Consider the following 21,879-nt stretch of genomic DNA (forward strand, 5'->3'; position numbering starts at 1 on the left):
TTATCTGGCTTCTTGATATAGACAAAGATAACGACAATCAAACAAGCTTTTTTCAGTCTTATATGTCTCAGAAGACGCACTTTTGGGCAATATGGCTTACTGTTACCATATGCCTTTACTCAGTCGGCTCTGCACGCGGCACCCCAGCTATTTTATAATAAACAAAGCCTCTCTCATCTCTCAAAACACTTTTGCTGTCTGCTCTAACGCACCAGCTGATTGCATCAGGCTGCGCTTCATTAACATCACAAGCCAAAATAATCTGCTGACTTTGAGCGTTATCAAATGCCTGCTTCCACCCCGTTTCAAGCTCATCGATGCCGCGCTGTAGCTCTGCTTGCTGGTATCTCATCTCTGCAATCTCATCAAAGCTTGGCACATACCAAAATACCAGGGCCACCAAACTTATTATCACAGCCATCGTACCCGCTGCGACAACGGCTGCAATCCTTTTAATACTCATAGTCTCAATGGACTTATGAATTTTGTCCAAGTCTTTACTAGCTCTACCCTCAACCTGCTCAATCCGCGTTTTGGTGGTGGTCTCAAAGGTCTCAATGTCTTCAATAATCTGCTTATGACCAGCTTGGTACTGATTGGTGAATAGGGCTAGATTGTCAGCGCTTGCGCCAAGCTTGTCAGCCACCGCTTGCATGGTACTCACTTGTACCTCTATGCTGTCGTTTTTAGCAGTAACGACCAACTCTACAGCCGTATCAATCTGCTGTTTCATATCGGTGATGATGCCTGCTATTTTGTCATCATAACGACGCGGCATCTCATTGTCAGTAAAAGCAGTCACTGCCGCTTGTAGCTGCTTTAACACGAGTTCTTGATACTGACTCAATGCCTGCGAAGTCGTGCTTGCGCTACTACCTAATTCTTCAATGGCAGAAGACACCTCATTCACCTTGCTATCAATACCGCTAAGCGAACGCTCAAGCCGCCTCGCTACCGCATCATCGGCTCGCTTAATCAGCTCACGCAAGGCCCCAATGACCGGAGTCAATGAAGTCACTAGGTTAACAAGTTGATCGTGTATGTCTTGCTCAGTGCGGTCATTTTTATTCATAGTAAGTACTCATTATTGTAATCATCACAACTAAAATGGGCGTGGTGACGAGTAATGGCGCGCTTTTTCTTGAATAGCATTGTCTATATCCAGCACTTGTGCGGCCAAGATTTGCGCTAAATTTTGCGTGCCCACGCGGATGTCAGGAACCTGCTCAAAACGCTCATTAAGCGCGTTTATAGTATCAATTTTATGACGGTCGCTAGGAAGCGTGCCGAGCGCTTGTAATAGTGTCTGTACCGACGTATCTCTGTCTATCATCACCCGTTCTGCATCCGTGTCTCGCAAACGCTTTTGCAACGCGGTGACGTTATCAGTATGCTGAAGCGTTTTTAAAACGAGGGCCTCAGCAGCTAACTTTTCAGCCGCCTCTATCACAGTGGCAGTAGTATCAATCGCTTTAAAGTCGATCTTATCAATACGGTCTTTAACCCGTACCAGCATATTATCAAACCTGCTCTGATACGCCTTGACTTCTGCCTGTCGGGTACGCGCAAGGGCAGTAGCATCTTGCTCTTTTTGTTGTTTTTCTTGCCGCCGCTTCTCTGCTTCCTCTCGCTCACGCCTAGCTTTGTTCTCAGTTTCGGCTTGCTCACGCGCTTTGTTGAGCTGGTATTGGAGCGCCATGGTACGAGTACGCCAGTCATCAAGCCGATCTGCGTTCAATTGAGTGGTCTTGGTACGGGTAATCTCATCGTATAAGTTATCATCTTGCACAATCACCGCTTCACTTTGATCAAGAAGGGCAATACGCTGCTCATAAAACGGCGATAGGCGCTGATAGGTTTTTTGACTGGTATTGATTTGCAGCTTTAATTGTTTGATGTCTTCATTATTGGCGGTTTTAAATGTCTTTACATCAGATACAAGCATCTGCAAACGTGCCTCAGCGGTATCATCTATCTCTACCGCTTTAAGAGCACGCAGCGCCTCACGCTCTTGCTCAAGCGCTTTAAAACGCTCAACATCAAGATCTGCCAGTGCCGCGAACTTATGATAGGTGTCAAGGTTGCTCGTTACCTCGATCGCCTGCAAATCCTCAAACGCCTCGCGCCAGTGCTGCTGCAGCTCAGTTTTTTCAACATCAATCTCATCAAGCGATTTAAAGTCAGTAGCCAGCTTATTCAGCGTTGCGGCAAACGGTTTTAGGGTGGCCTTAAGCGCCTTATGATCATCAATAACTCGATTGTTAAGGGGAATAAGCTCTTTTAAAACCGTTTTATTGTTCAGCATCGTTTTATCAATCTGTGACAGCTGCTCTTCAAGGCGGCTAACAGCGCGGCCTGTTTGTAGGGTGTCATCTTGTCTAAATTGATCAACCAACACTAAAGCCGTTTTCAGTGCCTCACTTTGCTCTGTCGTATGTATTTTCTGGGCAAGCTCAATCATTTTTTGGCGGGGCTCGCTAAAATCCTGTCCCACCTCCTCGGTGAACCGCTGGGTACTCTTAATGTTTTTATCAATGGTAATAATCTGTTTAGACTGGTGCGCTAACTCTTCATGCAGCGCATCAATGGTTGAAAATAAGGCGCTGCGTACCATCTTTTTTTGACTCACAAAGTTGGCTGAGATTGCTAAAAGCTCATCAAGTGCGTGATCATTGGCCGCATCACTATGCGTCTGACTCTTATTTTTAGGAATAGCGGGTTCAAGTTCAGCGGCAGGATCTACAAAGCGGATATTACTGAGCTCAATTCGCGCAAAGGGTTTACGCTTTTTATAATGTATTGTGACGCCGTTAACCTCTTGTTCATTGCTTTCTAGGTCAATACGTCCCTTGTCGTCATACTCAATTACCAGACCATTTTTTTCAATGTAAGCATTGATCTCATCAATCGTCTCGTTGTACTCATGAATCACTGAACGATTGCCTTTGAGAATATCCTTATATAGTGACTTACCCAGTTTCATTTTTGGTAAACGACTGATGCCCAGCTCACGGTAGGATTTCTCACTAATGGTTTTATTCTCAGGCAGTAGCTCATTGGCCATATCCGCCCAAAGGGTGCGTTGATATTTAAGCTCATCGCCGCGCCCGTTTAACCCCTTAGATAAACGCTCCTCCGTTGACCACTGCAACCAATTCTTGCGTGCTGATAAAGCATAACCCTCAACATCCGCTACTATCTCACGGCTTGAGAGTAAAATATGGGCATGAAAGTTACGACTGGTCAGCTCAACCACTTCAACCTCCCCCACATGTTTCTCGTGACTGTGTGGCCGATGAATGGCTACATCGACAAGCACGTTATAGCGATCAGATAAGGTTTGAGCGTAGCGCTCGGCCAAAACTATACGCTGATCAGCGGTGATCCCATCAGGAAACATCACATCAATCTCAGTACCTAATTGAGCGTTTTTACGAGTCTCAATGCGTTCGATATCATTCCAAAAACCCTCACGTGTCACTGCTAGATCCCCAGCAAGAGTTGGCGTTATCAACGCCGTATGCATCACATTTTTCTCAATAACTTGCGTGTATTTAGTACCATCACTGTCCACTAAATTTAAGATTTTGTCTTTAGCTTTACTGGTGTAATCGTGGACGACTCCTGACTGCTCATCAGCCAGTTTTGAGCCAGAATTATAAGCCGACTTTGCCACCACGCTATGATTTTTCGCCTTACTAACGGCGCTAACTGACAGATGAAACCCTTTATTATTCATAGCAAAAAAACCCAACATTGAGAGATGATTTTTTGGGGGTTGTAGGGGGTTCGCCCCCTGCCGAACGACGGAGTTTATGTAAAAAAATAGCGCCCCTTGTGGGCCTTTTTTACATAAACTCCTAAGTTCGCTCTTAACAGAGGGTTAAAATACTACTGCGCCCACGAAACGATGTGGTCTTGTGTATTTTACTACCTTGCATACCTGTGTATGTACTGCTAGGATCAACTCTATCATAGTTGGCTAAAAAAGGATGAAGTAATGTCAGTAATATCAGATGATTTATTCGCAAATAAGATTAAGCAATTGCAGGCTCTTAAAAAAGAGATTGATCAGGACAGGCTTGAAGCACATAAAATATTGGGGGAGTGGTTGGCCAACGCATTAGACGATGATGACAATCATGAACTGCAAGCCATTTTTTTAGACGCACACGATAATGAAAAGTATGTCCGTTTGAAAAAGCACCGTGAGTTTTTAAAGTCAATTGCTCATAAGATGCAAGGTGAGGCTAAGATGGTATCAAGCAGTTTTACTTCGAATAAAGACAATCAAGACAGTGAGTACGGTTCATTGTTTGATGACAAATCAGCAGCGCAATAACTGTTACTGTTAGCAATAGCCTATTCATCCGTACAACTGAATCGTCTTCTAATTAGTAAAATGTTAGAAGGCGATTTTTAGCTGTTTTAAGCGCTTTAAAATATATTTAGCTATCAGTGTATAGAACAGAGCATAGAATGCGTATAAGGGTGCTTTTTAGGCTTTCTAGCAACGATTTGAGATGTATTTACAGAGGTATCGATAATGGCTACTGAAAATGAAGACAAATTATCTACAAAAAATGCGACTGAAAACATGAAACCAGCTTTGTCCAAAATGACAGATGCAGACATTCAAAAGATCTTTGATCGTGCTTTTGAAGATTTCCAGAGGTCGACTCTTGATTCGCACTATGAAAGTGAGGATTAATATCAAGTAAGCGGACAACAGCTGGTTGAGCTACTAAATAATTTTAAAAGCAGTTGGTAGCTCATATTATTATTTCAAATTCGTCGGTTTTTTTGCCTATTTTCCTATTACTTAAAACAAAAATATATTTCTTATTTTTTAATAATTTTTAAAAGCTTTTGTCCTGAAGGTGAAAATCGGCACAGACACTTACTTCACTTGGTCTACAGCGGAAAAATATTTTTATATAGTGGAAGTTTAGGCGGTTAAAGGTGGAAGTTTAGGCGGTTAAAGGTGGAAGTTTAAGCGGTTAAAGGTGGAAGTTTAAGCGGTATTAGTGGAAAGTAAATTTGTAAATTCCACTAATATTGTTTATTATTCCCCATAAGCATTAATCTAGCGAAATATTACGATATGAATAAAAATGAGATGGCACAGTTCCAAAATAACCTACGAGAGTCTATAGGCGAGTCTTATACGGTCAAAGTAGATAAAAATTTAAGCGAACAAGAGCGCGATGAACTTACCGCTCATGTAAGAAGGACAGTGGGTGATAATGGTGCCACTATCCTTATTATTGAACCTGTCATAGAATCAAAATTTGATTTTAATTTTGATTTGATTACCTCAGACGTTAAAGAAATCAAACCATTACAGAATGTCAGTCAAGTTGAGAGTAAGCCCAAACCAATTTACAGTGACAAATGGCTGGTGATGCAAAACCGTTTATTAAATGCCATTTCAGATTTGGACTTGAATGAGCGGCGTCTGATTATGTTTTTATCGCCCTTAGTACGTAAGCATGTAGAAAAAGACCCTGATGCCAGAAAACGAATGTTTGTGGTTAATGCGCTAGAGTTTGCCCGTGAATATAATTTAGGCAAAAAAAGTATTTACCGTACCTTGGCAGAAGTTGCTAATAGCATGCTGCACAAAGCATTCTTTTTTTGGAACTTTAAGAATAATGAACGGACGCATAGAACTGGAGTGTCTTGGCTTGTTCAGTGCGAATATAAGGAAAACGAGGGACAGTTAGAAATTATACTGGCCGATACAGTGATTGAGATGCTATCAGTATTCGATCGTGAAAATCCATTTACCAAATGGGAGCGACATTGGATTATTAATCTTGGTAGTTATGGCATGATTTTATTTGAGCTGATTGCCAGTTGTATGTTCCAAAAATACAAAGAAAAGGCGTATACCGTTGACTATTTACGTGAAAAATTTAATTGCGTTGATAGCTATGGTAGGAATATTGATTTCAAACGTTATGTATTAGATAAAGCTATCAGTGATATTCATACGCACACGCCTTACCGTATAACCTACGCTCAAAAGAAAAAAGGGCGGGTGGTGAGTGAGATTGTGTTTAGTTTTGAAGATAGCAGTCAAGCCAAGGTAGAGGCTAAGCAGTCAAAAGCATTGAAGAGTGATCTGAATCCTTTTTCAATTAAAGGTCTAAGCGACGCACAATTAAAACGCATTGTTCTGAATAAAGAATTTATAGCCAATTATAACCATCTGGTCAGCTCCACCAGTCTAGCAGGCCAAAATGAGGCAGAGTGGGCAATTGAGATGGTCAAAAGACTAAAGACGGATTCTTCAGTTTTCAATAAATGTCCTATTCGTGATTATTTAGAATATACGTAGACTGACAAAAACATCCTATTGCTGGGTGGTTAGGTGCTAGCCTTGGCAGTATTAAGACACTATGATTCTCTAAAAAAACCAGCGCTAATCATTAATAAATGATAATAATGCGCTAGAGGAGTACTTAATTGATTGTTAGCCATAATCTAACGATTATGACCTCAAGATTGCTTGAGGTTTTTTTATATCTTATATTGTATTATGTTGTATATTGTATTATACTATATACAACATAATACAAACGCTACATATTTACTCATACAAAATTAAGGACAATAATTGTGGCCATTACTACACAGCAAATTCATGCTACCGCTGATCAACTGCACGAACAAGATATCAAACCTACTTTAGCAGAAGTACGTAAGGCGCTGGGTGGTGGATCATTTACGACCATCAGTGAAGCCATGAAGTCTTGGCGTCAGGATAACCAACAAGAAGAGCAGCTAAGACAGGTTGAGCTACCAAGTGGCATTGCTGAACGTTTACAAACGCTTGGCGCGGATATGTGGCAAACGGCCATTGATATTGCCAATGATCGTCTGGTTAGAGAACGGGAGGCTCTAGAGAATATTAAAACCAAGTTGCAAGCTGAGACAGACGAGGCTCAAGACGCGGTTAAGACACTAGAGAGTGAGCAGACTGATTTGTTAGAACAGCTCGATGAGGTCACAGCAACTGCAGAGGCAACGGCTATCACCGCGGCTCAAGTGACTGCTGAACGGGATATGCTGACGCAGACACTCAGTGATACTCAGCACCAGCTGGAGCTTGAACGAGCTAAAACAGCTGCAGCTCAGGCTCAACTTGCTGACCTGCGTAGCAGCTTTGATCAACAGTCAAAAGAGCTGAGTGCCAACATATCGAAGGTGGCCACGCTTGAAGCCACTGCTAATAGCGATAAAGCAGAGATCACACGTGTGAAGACAGAGCTTGAAGCAGTCAAGGTTGAGCTAAAAACAGTGACTACTGAGCACAACCAAATAATGAACCTTACAGCAGAGGTAAAAGGAGAATTAAAAGCGATAACCGCTGAACGTAATAAGTTATCAGGGATCAATGAGCGGCTGACTCAAAAGCAAGCTAAGATTGAAGCAGATCATCAGCTACTGATTAAGCAACACGACACGTTAAATCATGAGAGAACTTTGCTTAGTACAGAGTACACTGCATTGAGTGAGCGGTATGATGAGCTTTCAGTTAACTATCAATCAGAACAGGAAAAGAGTAGCTCATTGACTGCAGAGATTGAAAAGATGCGAGAGACAATTAACACTAAAAGTATCAGTTAAACTTAGTAATAGAGGCCTATTAACAATAACTAAGTCAATCCCGTTCTATTCACACTAAGCTTATGAATCAACCATGACAATGTCGACTCACTGAATAAATGATGGTTGTATAATAAATATTCTAAATTTTTCTCTAGATTCTTATAGTATATAGCCTAGTGGGCTATATACTACTTAAATTAGCCTAAGTGAAAATTATGCTGATTTTGGAGCCTTGAGCAGATTTCAAGGAACACTCACCCTAAAGCAATTATGAGTATAATAATAATGCTCACAAACACTTTAGTGCATCCCTTGAATTTGATGTGATTAGTCATGCCGACTTCATCGCCCATCGCGTCATCAAGACCGTATCACTGTATCAAGCTACGGCTGTTATGATTACGGCTGATAGCACCGCCTAGACACGCTCATAACCGCTACTGTACTGTCATACGCTAGCAAGGGCGTTCGCCCAATGTACCGCTACGATATGCACAAGTAACCACTCATTGCGTTGCTCTGATCCTTTGTCTAGTCACCCCTGTAGGGAGCTCACCCTTATGTCAAACGCAGTCGTCACCGAGGCCTGCCACCCATTTGACGGGTAACGGGTACAGAGAGAGCAGCACGAAAATGTAACGAGCGAACAAGCAGTTTTTAAAATGTATAGCAAATAGAGTTGATATGAGAGCAGATTTTGGATAAAATGACCCTAAACGGGCATTTAATGCTGTTCAAATAACGCAGTCTGTGTGCTTATTTGTTCGTTACAGGGTGTTGACGCACACTGTAACCGTTATCTACATTTAAAACTAAATGCCTCTGGGAGTCAACTCCCAGAGGCATTTTTTTGTTTGTCATACAGATTAGGTTTTTAATATCTGATTCTTCGTTAAATTGCTTAGGCTTTTTTTGTCGTCATTTAGCGTAAGCATTTCAATTATTTTGAAGTTAGCAATTAGTACTTAGTACATTCTCACAAGACGTTAAGTTTCTGACAATACTGAGGTAGTTTACTATTAAGACCGCCTTAGTCGTCAGATGCAAGGTTTTACACGCGCTGTTAAGAAGCGGTAAATCATCTTTCTGAGAGAATACGATAATTAAAAGACAAACTTACACTCCTGAGATTAAAGAACGCGCCGTTCGCATGCTGATTGAAGCATTAAACGATTACACCTTTATGTGGTCATGTCATAAAAAGCGCACTAATGAAACTATACTAACCAACATTCAAGACTAAGCTACACATACTAAAGAGCTTGAACATGAGAACAAGAAGCTTACGTAAGCCAGTTAGATTACAGTAAAATCCGCTTTTTTCGCCCAAGGAGAGATAGGACACACAATCAAGTTGTGGTTCAGTTTATTGATAAAAATAAGTGTGTCTACGGTATTAGAGCAATATTGACTGTGCAATATAGAAAATATGCAATAAACTTATTTTCTACCTTTAATAAAATGCAGCAACCTAAACAAGGGTAAATTATGAGTAATTCAGATAACCACAGTCATCAAGCTCCAAACCCTAAAGATATGAATAAAGCTTTTTATATTGGGATTGGTCTAAATTCTGCATTTACGCTCATCGAGTTTATAGTGGGCTACTCAACTAATTCATTAGCTTTAATCGCAGACGCTAGCCACAACTTAAGTGATGTTGCCAGTTTAATAATCTCGTTAATTGGAATGAAATTAGCACAGAAAGCATCTACTACGCTTTATACCTATGGCTACAAAAAAGCTTCTATAATGGCGTCTCTTATTAACGCCATATTGTTAGTTACAATAGTTATAGGTATTGCGTATGAGGCCTTGGGTCGATTTGATACCATACCGGAAGTTGCAGGAAAAGTTATTATTATTACAGCTCTAATAGGCGTATTTATAAATACTGTTTCTGCTTTTGCATTCTACAAAGGTCAAAAAGACGATATTAATGTCAAAGGTGCTTTCTTGCATCTAATGGTAGATGCATTGGTCTCTGTAGGTGTCGTTATCTCGGGCATTATTATTTACTATACAAGTTGGAATATCGTTGATCCTCTAGTTAGCTTGATTATTTCAGTCGTTATACTGTTATCGACTTGGGGTCTACTAAAAGAGAGTATCAAGCTTGCTATCGACGGAGTACCTCAAAATGTTGATCTCAGTAAAATCACTGCTATCTTAGAGAGCTATAATTTTATTCAAAACTTTCATCATTTACATATCTGGGCTTTGAGTACCACTGAGAATGCTCTTACAGTTCATATTGTACCGAAGACCGACATAACGTTTAAAGAGACTATTACTATGAAAGAAAACATCAAGGAAGATTTGGCGCATCAGAATATACAACATGCAACTATTGAATTTGGTACTAAGGCAGATGACAATCAAAAATCGCGTGCATTAAATGAAAGTATCAACAAAAAGATGATAGACCGTATATAGCTATCTTTTTTTAAGTATGAGGCGCGTGCCTTATGTCGACATAATTTTTTCAATCAATTCTTATGTGATCAATAGTTTAAAACTTTTATATTTACGTGCGTTAGGATGTTACCTAGAAAAAATAAAAAACTTACACTGATTAAATTATTATGATTAAGTTTACTATTACCCTCGTCTTCTAAGTGTGGTTAGACCTTTGCCAAAATAGCTTAGTAGTAATAACAGGGTTATTATTATCAAGATAGGGTAATTTCCCATAAGCATAAAGGGCGTGTTACCAACCCGTGCCTGTATCTCACCACGTAGTACAGTACGCTCAAACTGCGGTGCGCGTTTTACAATACGACCTTTATGGTTGATAATAGCGGTAACACCAGTATTGGTCGCTCGAATAAACCAGCGCCCGTTCTCAAGCGCGCGCATTTGTACCATTTGCAAATGTTGCAATGGTCCTGCTGAAGTGCCAAACCAAGCATCGTTAGAGACGGTCAACAAAAAGTCAGTATCGATGGCATTTTTACGCGTGGTATCTGGATAAGCTACCTCATAACAGATAGCCGTCCCTATATTGTGTCCACGCACCTTTAGCGGTGACTGCTGATCACTACCACGACTATAGCTCTTAATATCCTGACTACCGGCCAAACTTGGGAAAATATCGAGCACGCCTTCAAATGGAATATACTCTCCAAAAGGCACTAGACGCTGCTTCTTGTATAGGCCTTCCGCTTCTACACCTCGAGCAATCACGCTATTGTAAAATGGGGGATACTTATCCGTACTGGCATTGAATGCCGCTTTATCCTTATAAGGGATACCAGTTATCCATGTCGTATTGGTCGCATTGGCCATTTCTATCATTTCACTAATAAAGCCCGCAGCCTCATCCTGAAACATCGGAATAGATGATTCAGGCCACACCACCACATCACGTCCCCACTCAGTGCGTGTTAACTTCGCATAAATCTTTAGCGTTTCTAATTGATATTGCGTCAGCCACTTTATATCTTGTGAAATATTACCTTGAATCAATGACACTGACAGATCAGGTGTGCCCTTAGGTTTTGTCCATTGCGGATTGACCAGCCATAATGATGTGCTAATGGCTAATAACAGTACAGAAACGACGGCATAACTACTGCGCCGAAGCAGTAGCTCTACTAAACTTGCAGCCAATAGTATGGCAACAAAAGAGACGGCAAAAACACCAGCAACGGGTGCTAAGGACGATAACCAATACTCTTCAGTAAATGCATAACCAACAAACAGCCACGGAAAGCCTGTGAATAACCAAGTTTTTAACCATTCTTGTAGCACCCAAAGAGCAGCAAATGAAAAGGGTTGTTTGCCTACCATACGGTTAAAGACTAGTGCTAAAAATCCATGAAACAGTCCCATACCGAGACCCATCAATCCAATCATAATCAATGCGAGCCACGTTGGAGTATCGCTATAATCATGGATGGCAGTATAGAGCCAAAAGCCGCCGACGCACCATAGCCCCATACCGTAAGCTTCACCGATAATAAAAGCGCGACGACCACTCATATTTGGTACCAACAGCGCATATAAAATCGCTGGTGACACTATTGCTAGCGGCCAGAACCCATGAGGCGCTAGCGCAAATAAAAAAATAGCCCCTGCAAGCCATGCTGCTACTAGCGTAAACCATAGCGGTAATTGATTTGAGTGAGTACTCAAACGCTTTTGTAGATTAATAGTAGACAGGCGCATCGCAAATTATCCAAAATTATGAGCCTTGAATTTTTAATCAAAATCCAAAACTTAGATAGAGCCGTTAATACTACAGGCAGTATTTTAAAATAAAAACTGCTTATGATACCAGCCTGCACTGCTCAATGGATGAATTTATGTACTCCGTTTAATGGGTTATTATGCTACATTACCAAACGATATGAAGTGTTACTTGACCTTCTATAGCTCACAATATCTACAGTACATGAGAGAGCACTATGACCCCCTTAAAAATAAAATCCAGTCTTATATTCAATCGTTATCTGTCTAAGGGGTTGCGTAGTACGTTAGTATTACTTGCCGCCTCATCACTATTTGCTTGTAGCCAACCGAGTAGTGGCGTATCTGATGCAAGCACAACATCGGCATCAACTGAAGATGTAGTGACTGTTCCGAAGACAGCTGAACCAAACGTTATAAATACTTCTATGATGACATCAGTAAATAAACCAGACCTACTAAAAAACGTCTCAGCCACTGTCTATAAAGATGCCAATTGCGGCTGCTGTAAAGAATGGATAAGTCATGCAGAAGATAATGGTCTAAGTGCAACCGCGCAAGATGTTGCGGACTTAGCCGTATTTAAAGAGCGCTACAGCGTTCCAAATGAAATGCGTTCTTGCCATACTGTAGTCACTACTGATGGTTACGTCTTTGAAGGTCATGTACCCGCTAAATATATGGCGCAGTTTTTAGAAAATCCGCCAGTACAAGCTATGGGTCTTGCCGTACCTGGCATGCCTGTTGGTAGCCCGGGTATGGAGTATCAAAATAAATTCATGCCCTATCAGGTTATGCAACTCAATAAAGACGGGACGACCCAAGTTTATGCTGATATTGAATCGGTAGAGCAGCAATTATAGTGTGTTAGCAGTTAAGAATACTTTGATTATAGTGTTAGCGTTAAAAGTAAATGAGGTAGGTATAAGACTGTTCTATTGCTTATAAAATGATTCTTCATCAAAAAATTCATTAGCTATTGCGACTTTAAAATTAAAAATAACTTTGAATTTGTAACTTTTGATGACAATGTAAGCGAATTTATCGGTTATTAACCCTTAAAATAGATAAATGACTAAGGGTTAATACAAGAATATACAGGATGTATCGAAACAATTACGTAATATTACATAAGCTAGTAGGGAATTAGCATCTATATTAATATTATAAATTATTATATTATCTTAATAATTAGTTAGACCCTATATAGGGTAATTACTTCATCCAATAGAAAAACGTCTGAGGGTTAAATCTAAATTATAGATTTAACCCTCAGACGTTTTTTTGCTTATAAAACAGTAGAAATTGTGGTCAATCTAGTCAGCTATATTCTGTACATGTTACACAAACTTACATTGTAAAATGTGGGATATTAGCAATTTTTTCGACATCAAAAAAGTATTTTTGGGGTTTTTAAGGGGGATGACAGGCTAAACAGCCTATGCTAAAGTCGGCTTTGTGTTTTGGTCAGCAGCTTGATTTGTAACAGCTTCGTAAGACTTCAATGAGCTGTGATCGCCAATAATCATTTTTTATATGAATAATATGCAGCAGAAGTATCAGTCACTATGACATATATATACTTGAGTTATTGAGATTTAATTGACTGCGCTGTTGTTGATAACAGACGATTTTGAATTAACCGTAGGTATTAGATTTATGAAACAGGCTTTATTGATTTTGTCAGTACTGGGTATGGGCATAGCACAAACGAGTGGTGCTGCTATCACAATCTCTCAAACAAATAATACCATCACCAATACTTCTGTGGCATCAAACTACGGTTCATCAAAAAACATCTATAGCACCAAAAGTGGTGCTTATGTTTCTAATAATGATGAAATTAGTCAAGCAATTAGCAACCTAAGTGCGCAGGCCAAGCAAAAAGAGAATCAGCTTTCATCATTAAACAGCCGCTTATACGCTGAAAAACAACAGCAGCAAGTCAATAAGGTTCCTGACAGCAATTCAGCCCCCGCTATCGCTGCTGCTCGCGCCTCAAAAGTGGCTTTATCTGGCAGCTCTGGATATTGTGCCCGTTACGTACGTAAAGCACTACAATCAGCTGGTTATGAATTTACACCCAATCCTTCAGCCTATCAGTACGCCACTCGTGGCACGCTTGATAAAGCAGGTTTTAGCAAAATCAGTAATGATATGCCAACCCAAGTAGGTGATGTTATTGTCTATGATCGCTCATCAAAGCGCCCGCATGGCCATATCCAAATATTTGATGGCGAAAATTGGATTTCTGATTTCCGTCAGAACAGCATCAGCCCATACAGTGGTGTCTATGCTTATACGACATGGCGCGATTCAAAATACGTGGATGACGCATCCGCATCAGATCGTAATATCTACCTTGCTATGAATGATAAATAAGACTTTCTAAGTCAGCACAACATAGTTGTTATTTCCTCCAACCCAGTAGTGATCTTAATATCATTGCTGGGTTTTTTTGTGCTTAACATCAGGGCGTATTTAACCTTTCATGATTTGATCCGTCAGAAATGAACACTACTGATATCATTACTCATGACAGGAGTTATCGACAAGCGCGTTTAAAATGCCACATGATGACGCTGGTGCACTACTTGCACATTTCTGGCGCAAAACGGTCAAGTGATGCTTTAAGTGCATCAGTTCTTCCATTCGTATTTCCACAGCATGAATGTGCTCATCTAGCAAGTTATTCACATCGCCGCAGTCCTTGTCAGGCGACTCCCAGTATTCAAGTAAGATTCGCACATCATCTAAAGCCATATCGAGCGTACGGCAATGTAGGATAAATTGTAGACGCTCAATGTGCTCTTCATTATATAAACGATAATTCCCTTCGCTACGAAAAGGCTCGGGTAATAAACGCTCTTTTTCATAATAGCGAATGGTTTCTACTGTGGCACCTGTGCGTTTAGCGAGCTCACCAATTTTGATTGTCATAACAACCTCTACGATTTAAATAATTAAAGTGGCTGTAAAGACTAGCGCTAGAGAAATTAAAATTACGAAACTGTAGATAAATAACCTTGACTCTAAAGCCACTATAGGGTTCATAATATCATTATTCAAAGGGTAAATTATTATGAAATATCATATTGAAGGTATGGACTGTGCCAGTTGCATCGGCAAGATTGAAACAGCTTTGAAACGTATGCCTGGGGTTTCTGATGTTCAGCTGAATTTCGCTACAGAAACGCTAGAGCTAAATTTAGCCCCTGGTGCGCCGACTCAGGCTAGTGATATCGAAAAAACAATCAAAAGCCTAGGGTTCGGCATCTCTGCCAATACTGGTCAACAAACTGTATCGGCTATTGATATTGACAGCGACAATCAGATGGCTCCGCAGGATAAGCAATGGTGGCAAACTCAAAAAGGCAAACAGGTTGTTGGCCTCGGTATTTTGATGGGCAGCGCTTATGCACTGTCACTACTGTTGCCCGCTTATGGGATATGGGTGTTTGCCATCGCTGTGATTGTAGGCGTTTTTCCATTTGCGCGCAAAGCCTTAGCACTGGCTAAAACAGGTTCATTCTTTTCAATTGAAACGCTGATGTCCGTCGCCGTGCTTGGCGCACTTATCATTGGTGAAGCTGAAGAGGCCGCAGCAGTTGTCTTTTTGTTCTCAATCGGTGAACTGTTTGAGAGTATCGCTGCTGATCGCGCTCGCGCTGGCATCAGAGCCTTATCATCGCTGGTTCCGAAAAGTGCAATTTTACTTGATGCTCAAGGTGGGCAGCGTAACGTTCCAGCGACTTCATTACAAGTGAATGACCTTGTGCTGGTGCGTCCTGGAGATAGGGTATCTGCTGATGGTTCCATTGTTCAAGGTGCGTCCAGCCTTGATGATTCGCCCGTGACGGGAGAGTCTGTTCCTGTTGCCAAGACGATGGGTGACAATGTATTTGCAGGGTCAATTAACATCGATGGTGTGCTCCAAGTGCGCGTAGAAAAGACAGCCGCCGATAACACCATTTCGCGCATTATTGAGCTGGTAGAGCAAGCCCAAGCCTCCAAAGCACCCACTGCCCGTTTTATTGAGAAATTCAGTCGCTATTACACACCGGCAGTGATGGCTATTGCCGCACTAATTATTATCATTCCACCGTTAGCCATGGGTGGAGATTGGTCAACTTGGTTATATCGAGGTCTAGCCTTATTATTGATTGCCTGTCCCTGTGCTCTTGTACTATCAACACCCGCTGCCATCGCCTCTGGTCTTGCTGTTGGTGCGCGCCGTGGCTTGCTGATCAAAGGCGGTAGTGCTTTAGAAACTATCGGCCAAGTGAAGACGGTCGCTTTTGACAAGACAGGCACTTTAACTGAAGGCAAACCATGCGTGACCGATGTTGTTGCCTTTACACAAGAGGACTCAAGTATTCAAGGTCAGAATTCTCAAGGTCAAGATGAGATATTGGCGCTTTTTGCCAGTGTGGAGATTGGTTCTAGTCACCCGCTTGCTGAAGCCATTGTCAGTCATGCTGAAGCTGCTAAAGTGGTCATACCTGTGGCCTCCAATGCTTCTGCAACTGCCGGTAAAGCGGTACACGCAACTGTCGCGGAGCGCGCGCTAGCTATCGGTTCGCCTGTTTACGCAGCCGATGAGGCATTGATTTCATTCACACAACAGGCGCAAATCGAGGCGCTGCAAAATGAGGGTAAGACCGTCTCTGTTCTTTTCGATGAGCAAAACCGTGAAGTGCTTGGATTAATCGCGCTAAGAGACGAATTACGAGACGACGCTCATGAAGGTGTGGCTCAGCTCAAAGCGATGGGTTTGCGCTCCGTCATGCTAACAGGCGACAACCGCTTAACCGCTCAAGCACTTGCCAGTAATTTAGACGTGGAATGGGAAGCTGAGCTGTTGCCTGAGGACAAACTGCGCCTGCTTAACGAAATGAAGAACAACCGCAAAATAGCGATGGTTGGTGATGGTATTAACGATGCGCCAGCGCTAGCAACTGCCGATGTTGGCATCGCGATGGGTGGTGGTACCGATGTGGCCATTGAGACGGCCGATATCGCATTATTAAAAAGTCGTGTCACGGACATGGCTCATCTCATCGCACTTTCACGTGCCACCATGCGCAACATTCATCAGAACGTCATTTTCGCTTTAGGTCTCAAAGGCGTCTTTCTGATCACGACCGTATTCGGCATTACTGGACTATGGATTGCGGTTCTAGCTGATGCTGGAGCAACAGTGCTCGTTACTCTTAATGCGTTACGTTTACTGCGCTTTAAAGGCGCGCCTCCACTGGTAAATCCGCCTAAAGTAGTTAAATAAAACCCTTCGAAATCAATTAAAAACTAGAGATAGCAGCAGATTTCAGGGGTGGGTTCTAATAATAAAAATTCCACCGCCACAGTAAACTGCAACCGCATTAGAGTAAATAAGGTTAGACCGTATGTTGATTACAGAATTGGGCTATTTTGCCTTGCTTACCGCTTTTGTATTGGCGTTATTGCAGGTAATTCTGCCAACTATTGGTGTTATTCGTAACCAAGTTGCTTGGCAACGACTAGCCCCTAGCCTAGCTTGGGCACAGTTTGCCGCCATGATAACGTCATTTGGCGCTTTGATAGCAGGTTTTTATTATAATGATTTTAGCCTCAGTTACGTCGCGCAGCATTCTAATACGCTGTTGCCTTGGTACTATAAGTTATCGGCGACATGGGGCGGACACGAGGGCTCTTTGCTGCTATGGATGACCATCATGGCCACATGGTGTGCACTGGTATCATACTTTAGTCGCGGCTTGCCGTTATCAATGCGTGCGCGGGTATTAGTTATTTTGGCCGGTGTACAGTTAATGATGCTAACGATGCTGATATTTACCTCGTCACCGTTTGAGCGTACCTTACCCAATCTAGCGGTCGATGGCGCTGATTTAAATCCTGTCCTACAAGATTTCGGTCTGATTATTCATCCGCCCATGTTATATATGGGCTATGTGGGTATGGTAGTACCTTTTGCATTTTGTATGGCGGCATTGTGGGAAGGGCGTTTAGATGCTGCTTGGACACGCTGGTCACGTCCATGGGCGCTCGCGGCTTGGGGATTTTTGACCATTGGTATTGCACTGGGCTCGTGGTGGGCCTACTACGAGCTTGGCTGGGGCGGTTGGTGGTTTTGGGATCCGGTAGAGAATGCCTCGTTTATGCCTTGGCTTGTCGGCTTAGCATTGCTGCATTCATTAGCAGTCACTGAAAAGCGCGGGGTGTTTAAAGCATGGACCATCATGCTGGCTATTTTCGCCTTTGCCTTAAGCTTGCTTGGCACGTTCCTGGTACGCTCTGGAGTCCTTACCTCAGTGCATTCGTTTGCCGCTGATCCGACGCGTGGTTTGGTTATCTTAGCTATTCTTGGCATTATCATCGGTAGTGGTCTATTAATGTTTGCCGTTCGAGGTTGGCGTTTAACCGTTGAAAGTCAATATCAGCTGATTTCACGTGAGTCCTTTTTAGTGATCAACAACGCCATCATTTTGATTGCAACCTTAGTGGTGCTGCTCGGCACCCTTTACCCTATTATCGCTGATGCTTTTGGTTTAGGACAAGTGTCCGTTGGCCCTCCTTATTTTAATGCATTATTTGTACCTTTAACGTGGCTGTTATTAATAGCTATGGGTATGGGCTCAAATATTCGCTGGAAAAAAGACACCCGTCCACTACTGGGTATAGGCATGGTCATCGCCGTTAGTAGCTTAGTATTAGCCGCCATTATTACTTACTTTGTTAATCCATCGTCTATGCTTAATATTGGTGTGACTTTAGCCGTTAGCTTTTGGGCACTGCTATGGATGGCAGTTGATTTTAAAGATAAAACTAAGAATGCGCCTAATCTTTTTAACGGTTTGCGGCAGTTGCGTCTGAGCTATTGGGGTCAACAGACTGCTCATATTGGCGTATTGGTTGCTGTCATTGGCATAGCCTTTACTAGTAGCCTGAGTATTGAGCGTGACGTAGCAATGGGTATTGGCGATACAGTCAATGTTCAAGGTTACGATTTTGAAGTAACTGAATTTTTTGAAATAAAGGGTAGTAACTTTGATGCAACGCAAGCGCAAGTCGTGGTATCCAAAGACGGTCGTGAAGTGGCGAAACTGACTCCAGAAAAGCGTACTTATATTATCAGCACGATGCCAACGACTGAAGCCGCTATTGACCCCAGTCTTATGCGCGATGTTTATGTCGCACTGGGCGAACCTATTGCCGATGGTAGTAACCAATGGGCATTAAGGATTTATGTAAAACCATTAATTCGCTGGATTTGGTTAGGGGCAATTATCATGGCTCTAGGTGGATTAATTAGTATGCTTGATAAACGATACCGCATCAAAAAAGTTAAAGCTCCGTTGCTAGTTACTGGTAGTTTGGCTACTGATGGAGTCAATGAGGTAGCTATTGAGCAGGCAATCTCAGCATCGACGATGTCGACACTAAAGGAGAAATAAATGACTATGTCGAATAACACTCCTGAGCAAAAAGATAGCCAAAACAGTAAGCAGCGTAACCCAAAGGCAATGAAAAAAAAGCAGATGAAGCTATGGTTCTTAATTCCGCTTATCCTCTTTTTTGGTTTGGTAGTTATATTGTACATGCGCTTAGGTAAACCAACAGACATTGTGACCAATACCGCTCTTGAGCGTCCGGTTCCTACCTTTGAGCTGCCGGTATTAGCAGATACTACCCGTACTATCACCAATGATAATTTGCCGGATAAGCCGTTCTTACTTAATGTTTGGGGCTCATGGTGTCCAACTTGCGTTATTGAGCATCCGTTTTTAATGCAACTAGAAGAGCGCGGCGTTGATATCGTTGGTGTGAATTATAAGGATGAGATTGGTAATGCGCTCAGTTACTTAAACCGAGGCGGTGATCCATTTTCTATGTCTATTCAGGATTCATTGGGTCAGTTTGCTCTAGACTTAGGCATAACTGGTGCGCCCGAAACCTTTGTTGTGGATGGAGATGGCATCATTCGTCAGCATATTGTTGGTGAGATTAATGAAGCCAATTGGCAACAGCGTGTTAAGCCGTGCCTGACCGTACTTAATGAGGCTAATAAGAACAACGATAGCCCTGATCTCATTCAGGTTGAGGAGATGTGCAAATGAACGTTACTCGAATAAGAGCTCCTCAAATAAAACTCAATATAATTTTAAAACTAGCAAGCTTAATACTAGCGTGTCTGCTTAACATGACGGCAAACGCAGCTATTGACGTATACGATTTTGATTCACCACAGCAAGAAGCTCAGTATCGTGGATTAATAGAAGAGTTTCGCTGCCCAAAATGCCAAAATCAAAACCTTGCAGCCTCTGATGCACCGATTGCACAGGATCTAAAGCAAAAAGTCTATGATTTAATTAAAGATAGACGTAGTGATGCTGAAATACGCGCCTATATGCAAGAGCGCTACGGTGACTTTATTAGCTACAAGCCGCCTATGCGACCATCGACATGGATCCTATGGTTTTTTCCACCACTATTATTGCTCGTCTTAATTGTTGGTTGGTTTTGGCAAAGTAAACGCCGCCAAGTTGTCGCCCGTGGCCAAAACGGCGTTACAGTGAACAGTACTGCTGCCTTGACCTCTACGGAAAAGGCTGAGCTTGATCGTCTATTATCGCAAGCTGAGAGTGTCGACCACGACATTACTAGCCTAGAGGACAAAAAATGACTCTATTTTCTACTTTTGGCTTATTTGTAACTCTAAGCTTGCTGATTGCTCTTATATTTTCGCTGATTGCTATTATGCCATGGCTACGAGCACCGCGTTTGCAGTCCAAACCAATAGACAATCAACTGCTAGATATTAATGTTGCAGTATTTCGCGAACGTTTAGCTGAGCTACAAACAGATAAAGACAGCGGTACTATTAATAATAGCCATTATCAAAATCAAAAGCTGGAACTGGAGCGTCAGCTATTAGATGCGCAGCGTCAGATAACACCTATGGTCACCCCTGATGTCAAAAGCAGTTTAATTGTCGCAGCTTGGATCCCAATATTGGCTGCAATGGCGTATTTACTAATAGGTAATCGTACGCCCGTGTTTGATTTGTGGACAGCTGAGGACAAAGTAGGACAAGTGGCTGACGACCTATTGACAGCTAAAATTGACAAGCCGCCATCATGGGCGTTTGAAGATGGTCGTCAACTGATTAGCGCCATGCAAACCAATGTTCATCGTAATGCTGATGATCCTAATCGCTGGATGCGCCTATCCGAGCTTTTCTTATCTATGGAGGCAACTGATTCTGCGCTGGAAGCCTTATCTCGTGCCTATCGTTTAGCTCCTGAAAATGAAGAAATCGCCACCACTTATGCTCAGACTAGCTTTTTTGTTAATGAAGGTCAGTTAGACGCCAATATTCGCCGTGTATTACAAGCTATATTAGCTAAGAATCCGCAGCATGAACGGGCTCAAATGCTCATGGCAATGGGTGAGACTCGTAGTAGTAACTTTGCCCAAGCGCAAGGTTGGATTAAACGCTTACAAGGCAGCATTGTGGCCAAACCAGGTGATCATACTAAAGCTTTAGCAAGCTTAGATGAGTTAAGCAACTACGTTAGCACGCAAGAAAAGCAAGCGCTAGAAGGTATTGACGTGACAGTGAACATTAACGCTAATTTATTACCGTTAGTGAAAGCTGATGATGTGTTGTTTGTTGCGATACGTGACGTTAAAGGAGGTCCACCGTTTGCCGCCAAACGTTTACCCATTAGTGTTATTAAGCAAGGTGAGGCCAGTATCCGTTTAAGCAATCTTGATGCGATGATGCCAGATCGCACGTTAAATTCAGCTCGTAGTGACAAAACTCAGTTAGCAGTCGTTGCTCGTATTAGTCATAGCGGTAATGCCATAGCAGAGTCAGGCGACTTATCGGGTAATCCTATAGTGATTAGCGCTGAACAGACTCAGGTTAATGTTGAAATCAATCAACAGATTCCCTAATAAAAAATTATTACCGTAAGTTTCATAATACCAGAGCGGTAAGTGGAGCCGTTTATGAAAGTGGCGCGATTAATAATCGTATACCAAAAACATATACGTTTAACATTGTTC

The 21,879-nt window shown here is 42.0% G+C and carries 16 protein-coding genes; 12 read left to right on the plus strand and 4 right to left on the minus strand.

Annotation, left to right across the window (positions count from 1 at the left end):
• Positions 1 to 115 precede the first annotated feature (115 nt).
• Complete coding sequence (locus AK824_RS03300) at positions 116 to 1,072, minus strand: hypothetical protein (RefSeq protein ID WP_057758783.1); 957 nt, start codon at positions 1,070 to 1,072, stop codon at positions 116 to 118.
• Positions 1,073 to 1,102: 30 nt separating this feature from the next.
• Positions 1,103 to 3,739, minus strand: a complete 2,637-nt coding sequence (locus AK824_RS03305) for a MobA/MobL family protein (protein ID WP_197411812.1) — start codon at positions 3,737 to 3,739, stop codon at positions 1,103 to 1,105.
• A 261-nt stretch (positions 3,740 to 4,000) separates the two neighbouring features.
• On the opposite strand from AK824_RS03305, the gene AK824_RS03310 reads away from it, so the two are divergent.
• The 5 genes from AK824_RS03310 to AK824_RS03325 all read left to right on the plus strand — a co-directional run bounded on the left by AK824_RS03310 (position 4,001) and on the right by AK824_RS03325 (position 10,053).
• Positions 4,001 to 4,342 (plus strand): hypothetical protein, encoded by a 342-nt coding sequence (locus tag AK824_RS03310; protein WP_057758786.1) that lies wholly within the window; start codon positions 4,001 to 4,003, stop codon positions 4,340 to 4,342.
• A 204-nt stretch (positions 4,343 to 4,546) separates the two neighbouring features.
• Positions 4,547 to 4,711 (plus strand): hypothetical protein, encoded by a 165-nt coding sequence (locus AK824_RS13500; RefSeq protein ID WP_156410678.1) that lies wholly within the window; start codon positions 4,547 to 4,549, stop codon positions 4,709 to 4,711.
• 393 nt (positions 4,712 to 5,104) lie between these two features.
• Positions 5,105 to 6,343 carry a replication initiation protein gene (locus AK824_RS03315; RefSeq protein ID WP_057758789.1) on the plus strand — a complete coding sequence of 413 codons (1,239 nt, stop codon included), beginning with the start codon at positions 5,105 to 5,107 and terminating at the stop codon, positions 6,341 to 6,343.
• Between the two features lie 281 nt (positions 6,344 to 6,624).
• Complete coding sequence (locus AK824_RS03320; protein ID WP_057758791.1) at positions 6,625 to 7,635, plus strand: DNA-binding protein; 1,011 nt, start codon at positions 6,625 to 6,627, stop codon at positions 7,633 to 7,635.
• A gap of 1,470 nt (positions 7,636 to 9,105) precedes the next feature.
• On the plus strand, positions 9,106 to 10,053 hold the full coding sequence (locus AK824_RS03325; RefSeq protein WP_082624560.1) for a cation diffusion facilitator family transporter: 948 nt from the start codon (positions 9,106 to 9,108) through the stop codon (positions 10,051 to 10,053).
• Between the two features lie 165 nt (positions 10,054 to 10,218).
• Here AK824_RS03325 and lnt read toward each other — a convergent pair whose 3' ends face one another.
• Entirely contained in the window at positions 10,219 to 11,787 is a 1,569-nt protein-coding gene (lnt, locus tag AK824_RS03330; RefSeq protein WP_057758793.1) for an apolipoprotein N-acyltransferase, read from the minus strand.
• 239 nt (positions 11,788 to 12,026) lie between these two features.
• On the opposite strand from lnt, the gene AK824_RS03335 reads away from it, so the two are divergent.
• Positions 12,027 to 12,671 (plus strand): DUF411 domain-containing protein, encoded by a 645-nt coding sequence (locus AK824_RS03335; protein WP_057758748.1) that lies wholly within the window; start codon positions 12,027 to 12,029, stop codon positions 12,669 to 12,671.
• A 796-nt stretch (positions 12,672 to 13,467) separates the two neighbouring features.
• Positions 13,468 to 14,190, plus strand: a complete 723-nt coding sequence (locus tag AK824_RS03340; RefSeq protein WP_057758750.1) for a CHAP domain-containing protein — start codon at positions 13,468 to 13,470, stop codon at positions 14,188 to 14,190.
• Positions 14,191 to 14,337: 147 nt separating this feature from the next.
• Here AK824_RS03340 and cadR read toward each other — a convergent pair whose 3' ends face one another.
• Positions 14,338 to 14,748, minus strand: a complete 411-nt coding sequence (gene cadR / locus AK824_RS03345; RefSeq protein WP_007394845.1) for a Cd(II)/Pb(II)-responsive transcriptional regulator — start codon at positions 14,746 to 14,748, stop codon at positions 14,338 to 14,340.
• 142 nt (positions 14,749 to 14,890) lie between these two features.
• Here cadR and AK824_RS03350 point away from each other — a divergent pair, with 142 nt between their 5' ends.
• From AK824_RS03350 to ccmI, 5 genes are all read left to right on the plus strand, one after another.
• Positions 14,891 to 17,092, plus strand: a complete 2,202-nt coding sequence (locus AK824_RS03350; RefSeq protein ID WP_057758752.1) for a heavy metal translocating P-type ATPase — start codon at positions 14,891 to 14,893, stop codon at positions 17,090 to 17,092.
• 121 nt (positions 17,093 to 17,213) lie between these two features.
• On the plus strand, positions 17,214 to 19,262 hold the full coding sequence (locus AK824_RS03355) for a heme lyase CcmF/NrfE family subunit (protein ID WP_057758754.1): 2,049 nt from the start codon (positions 17,214 to 17,216) through the stop codon (positions 19,260 to 19,262).
• Positions 19,263 to 19,925: a DsbE family thiol:disulfide interchange protein gene (locus AK824_RS03360; RefSeq protein ID WP_082624556.1), complete on the plus strand. Its 663-nt coding sequence runs from the start codon at positions 19,263 to 19,265 to the stop codon at positions 19,923 to 19,925. It abuts the gene before it with no gap.
• An 83-nt stretch (positions 19,926 to 20,008) separates the two neighbouring features.
• Positions 20,009 to 20,491, plus strand: coding sequence for a cytochrome c-type biogenesis protein (locus AK824_RS03365; protein WP_406947853.1), 483 nt, complete (start codon positions 20,009 to 20,011; stop codon positions 20,489 to 20,491).
• Positions 20,488 to 21,768, plus strand: coding sequence for a c-type cytochrome biogenesis protein CcmI (gene ccmI / locus AK824_RS03370; protein ID WP_057758757.1), 1,281 nt, complete (start codon positions 20,488 to 20,490; stop codon positions 21,766 to 21,768). The genes AK824_RS03365 and ccmI overlap by 4 nt, the downstream gene beginning before the upstream one ends.
• Positions 21,769 to 21,879 lie beyond the last annotated feature (111 nt).

The sequence above is a fragment of the Psychrobacter sp. P11G3 genome (genome assembly GCF_001435845.1).
Classification (GTDB): Bacteria; Pseudomonadota; Gammaproteobacteria; order Pseudomonadales; family Moraxellaceae; genus Psychrobacter.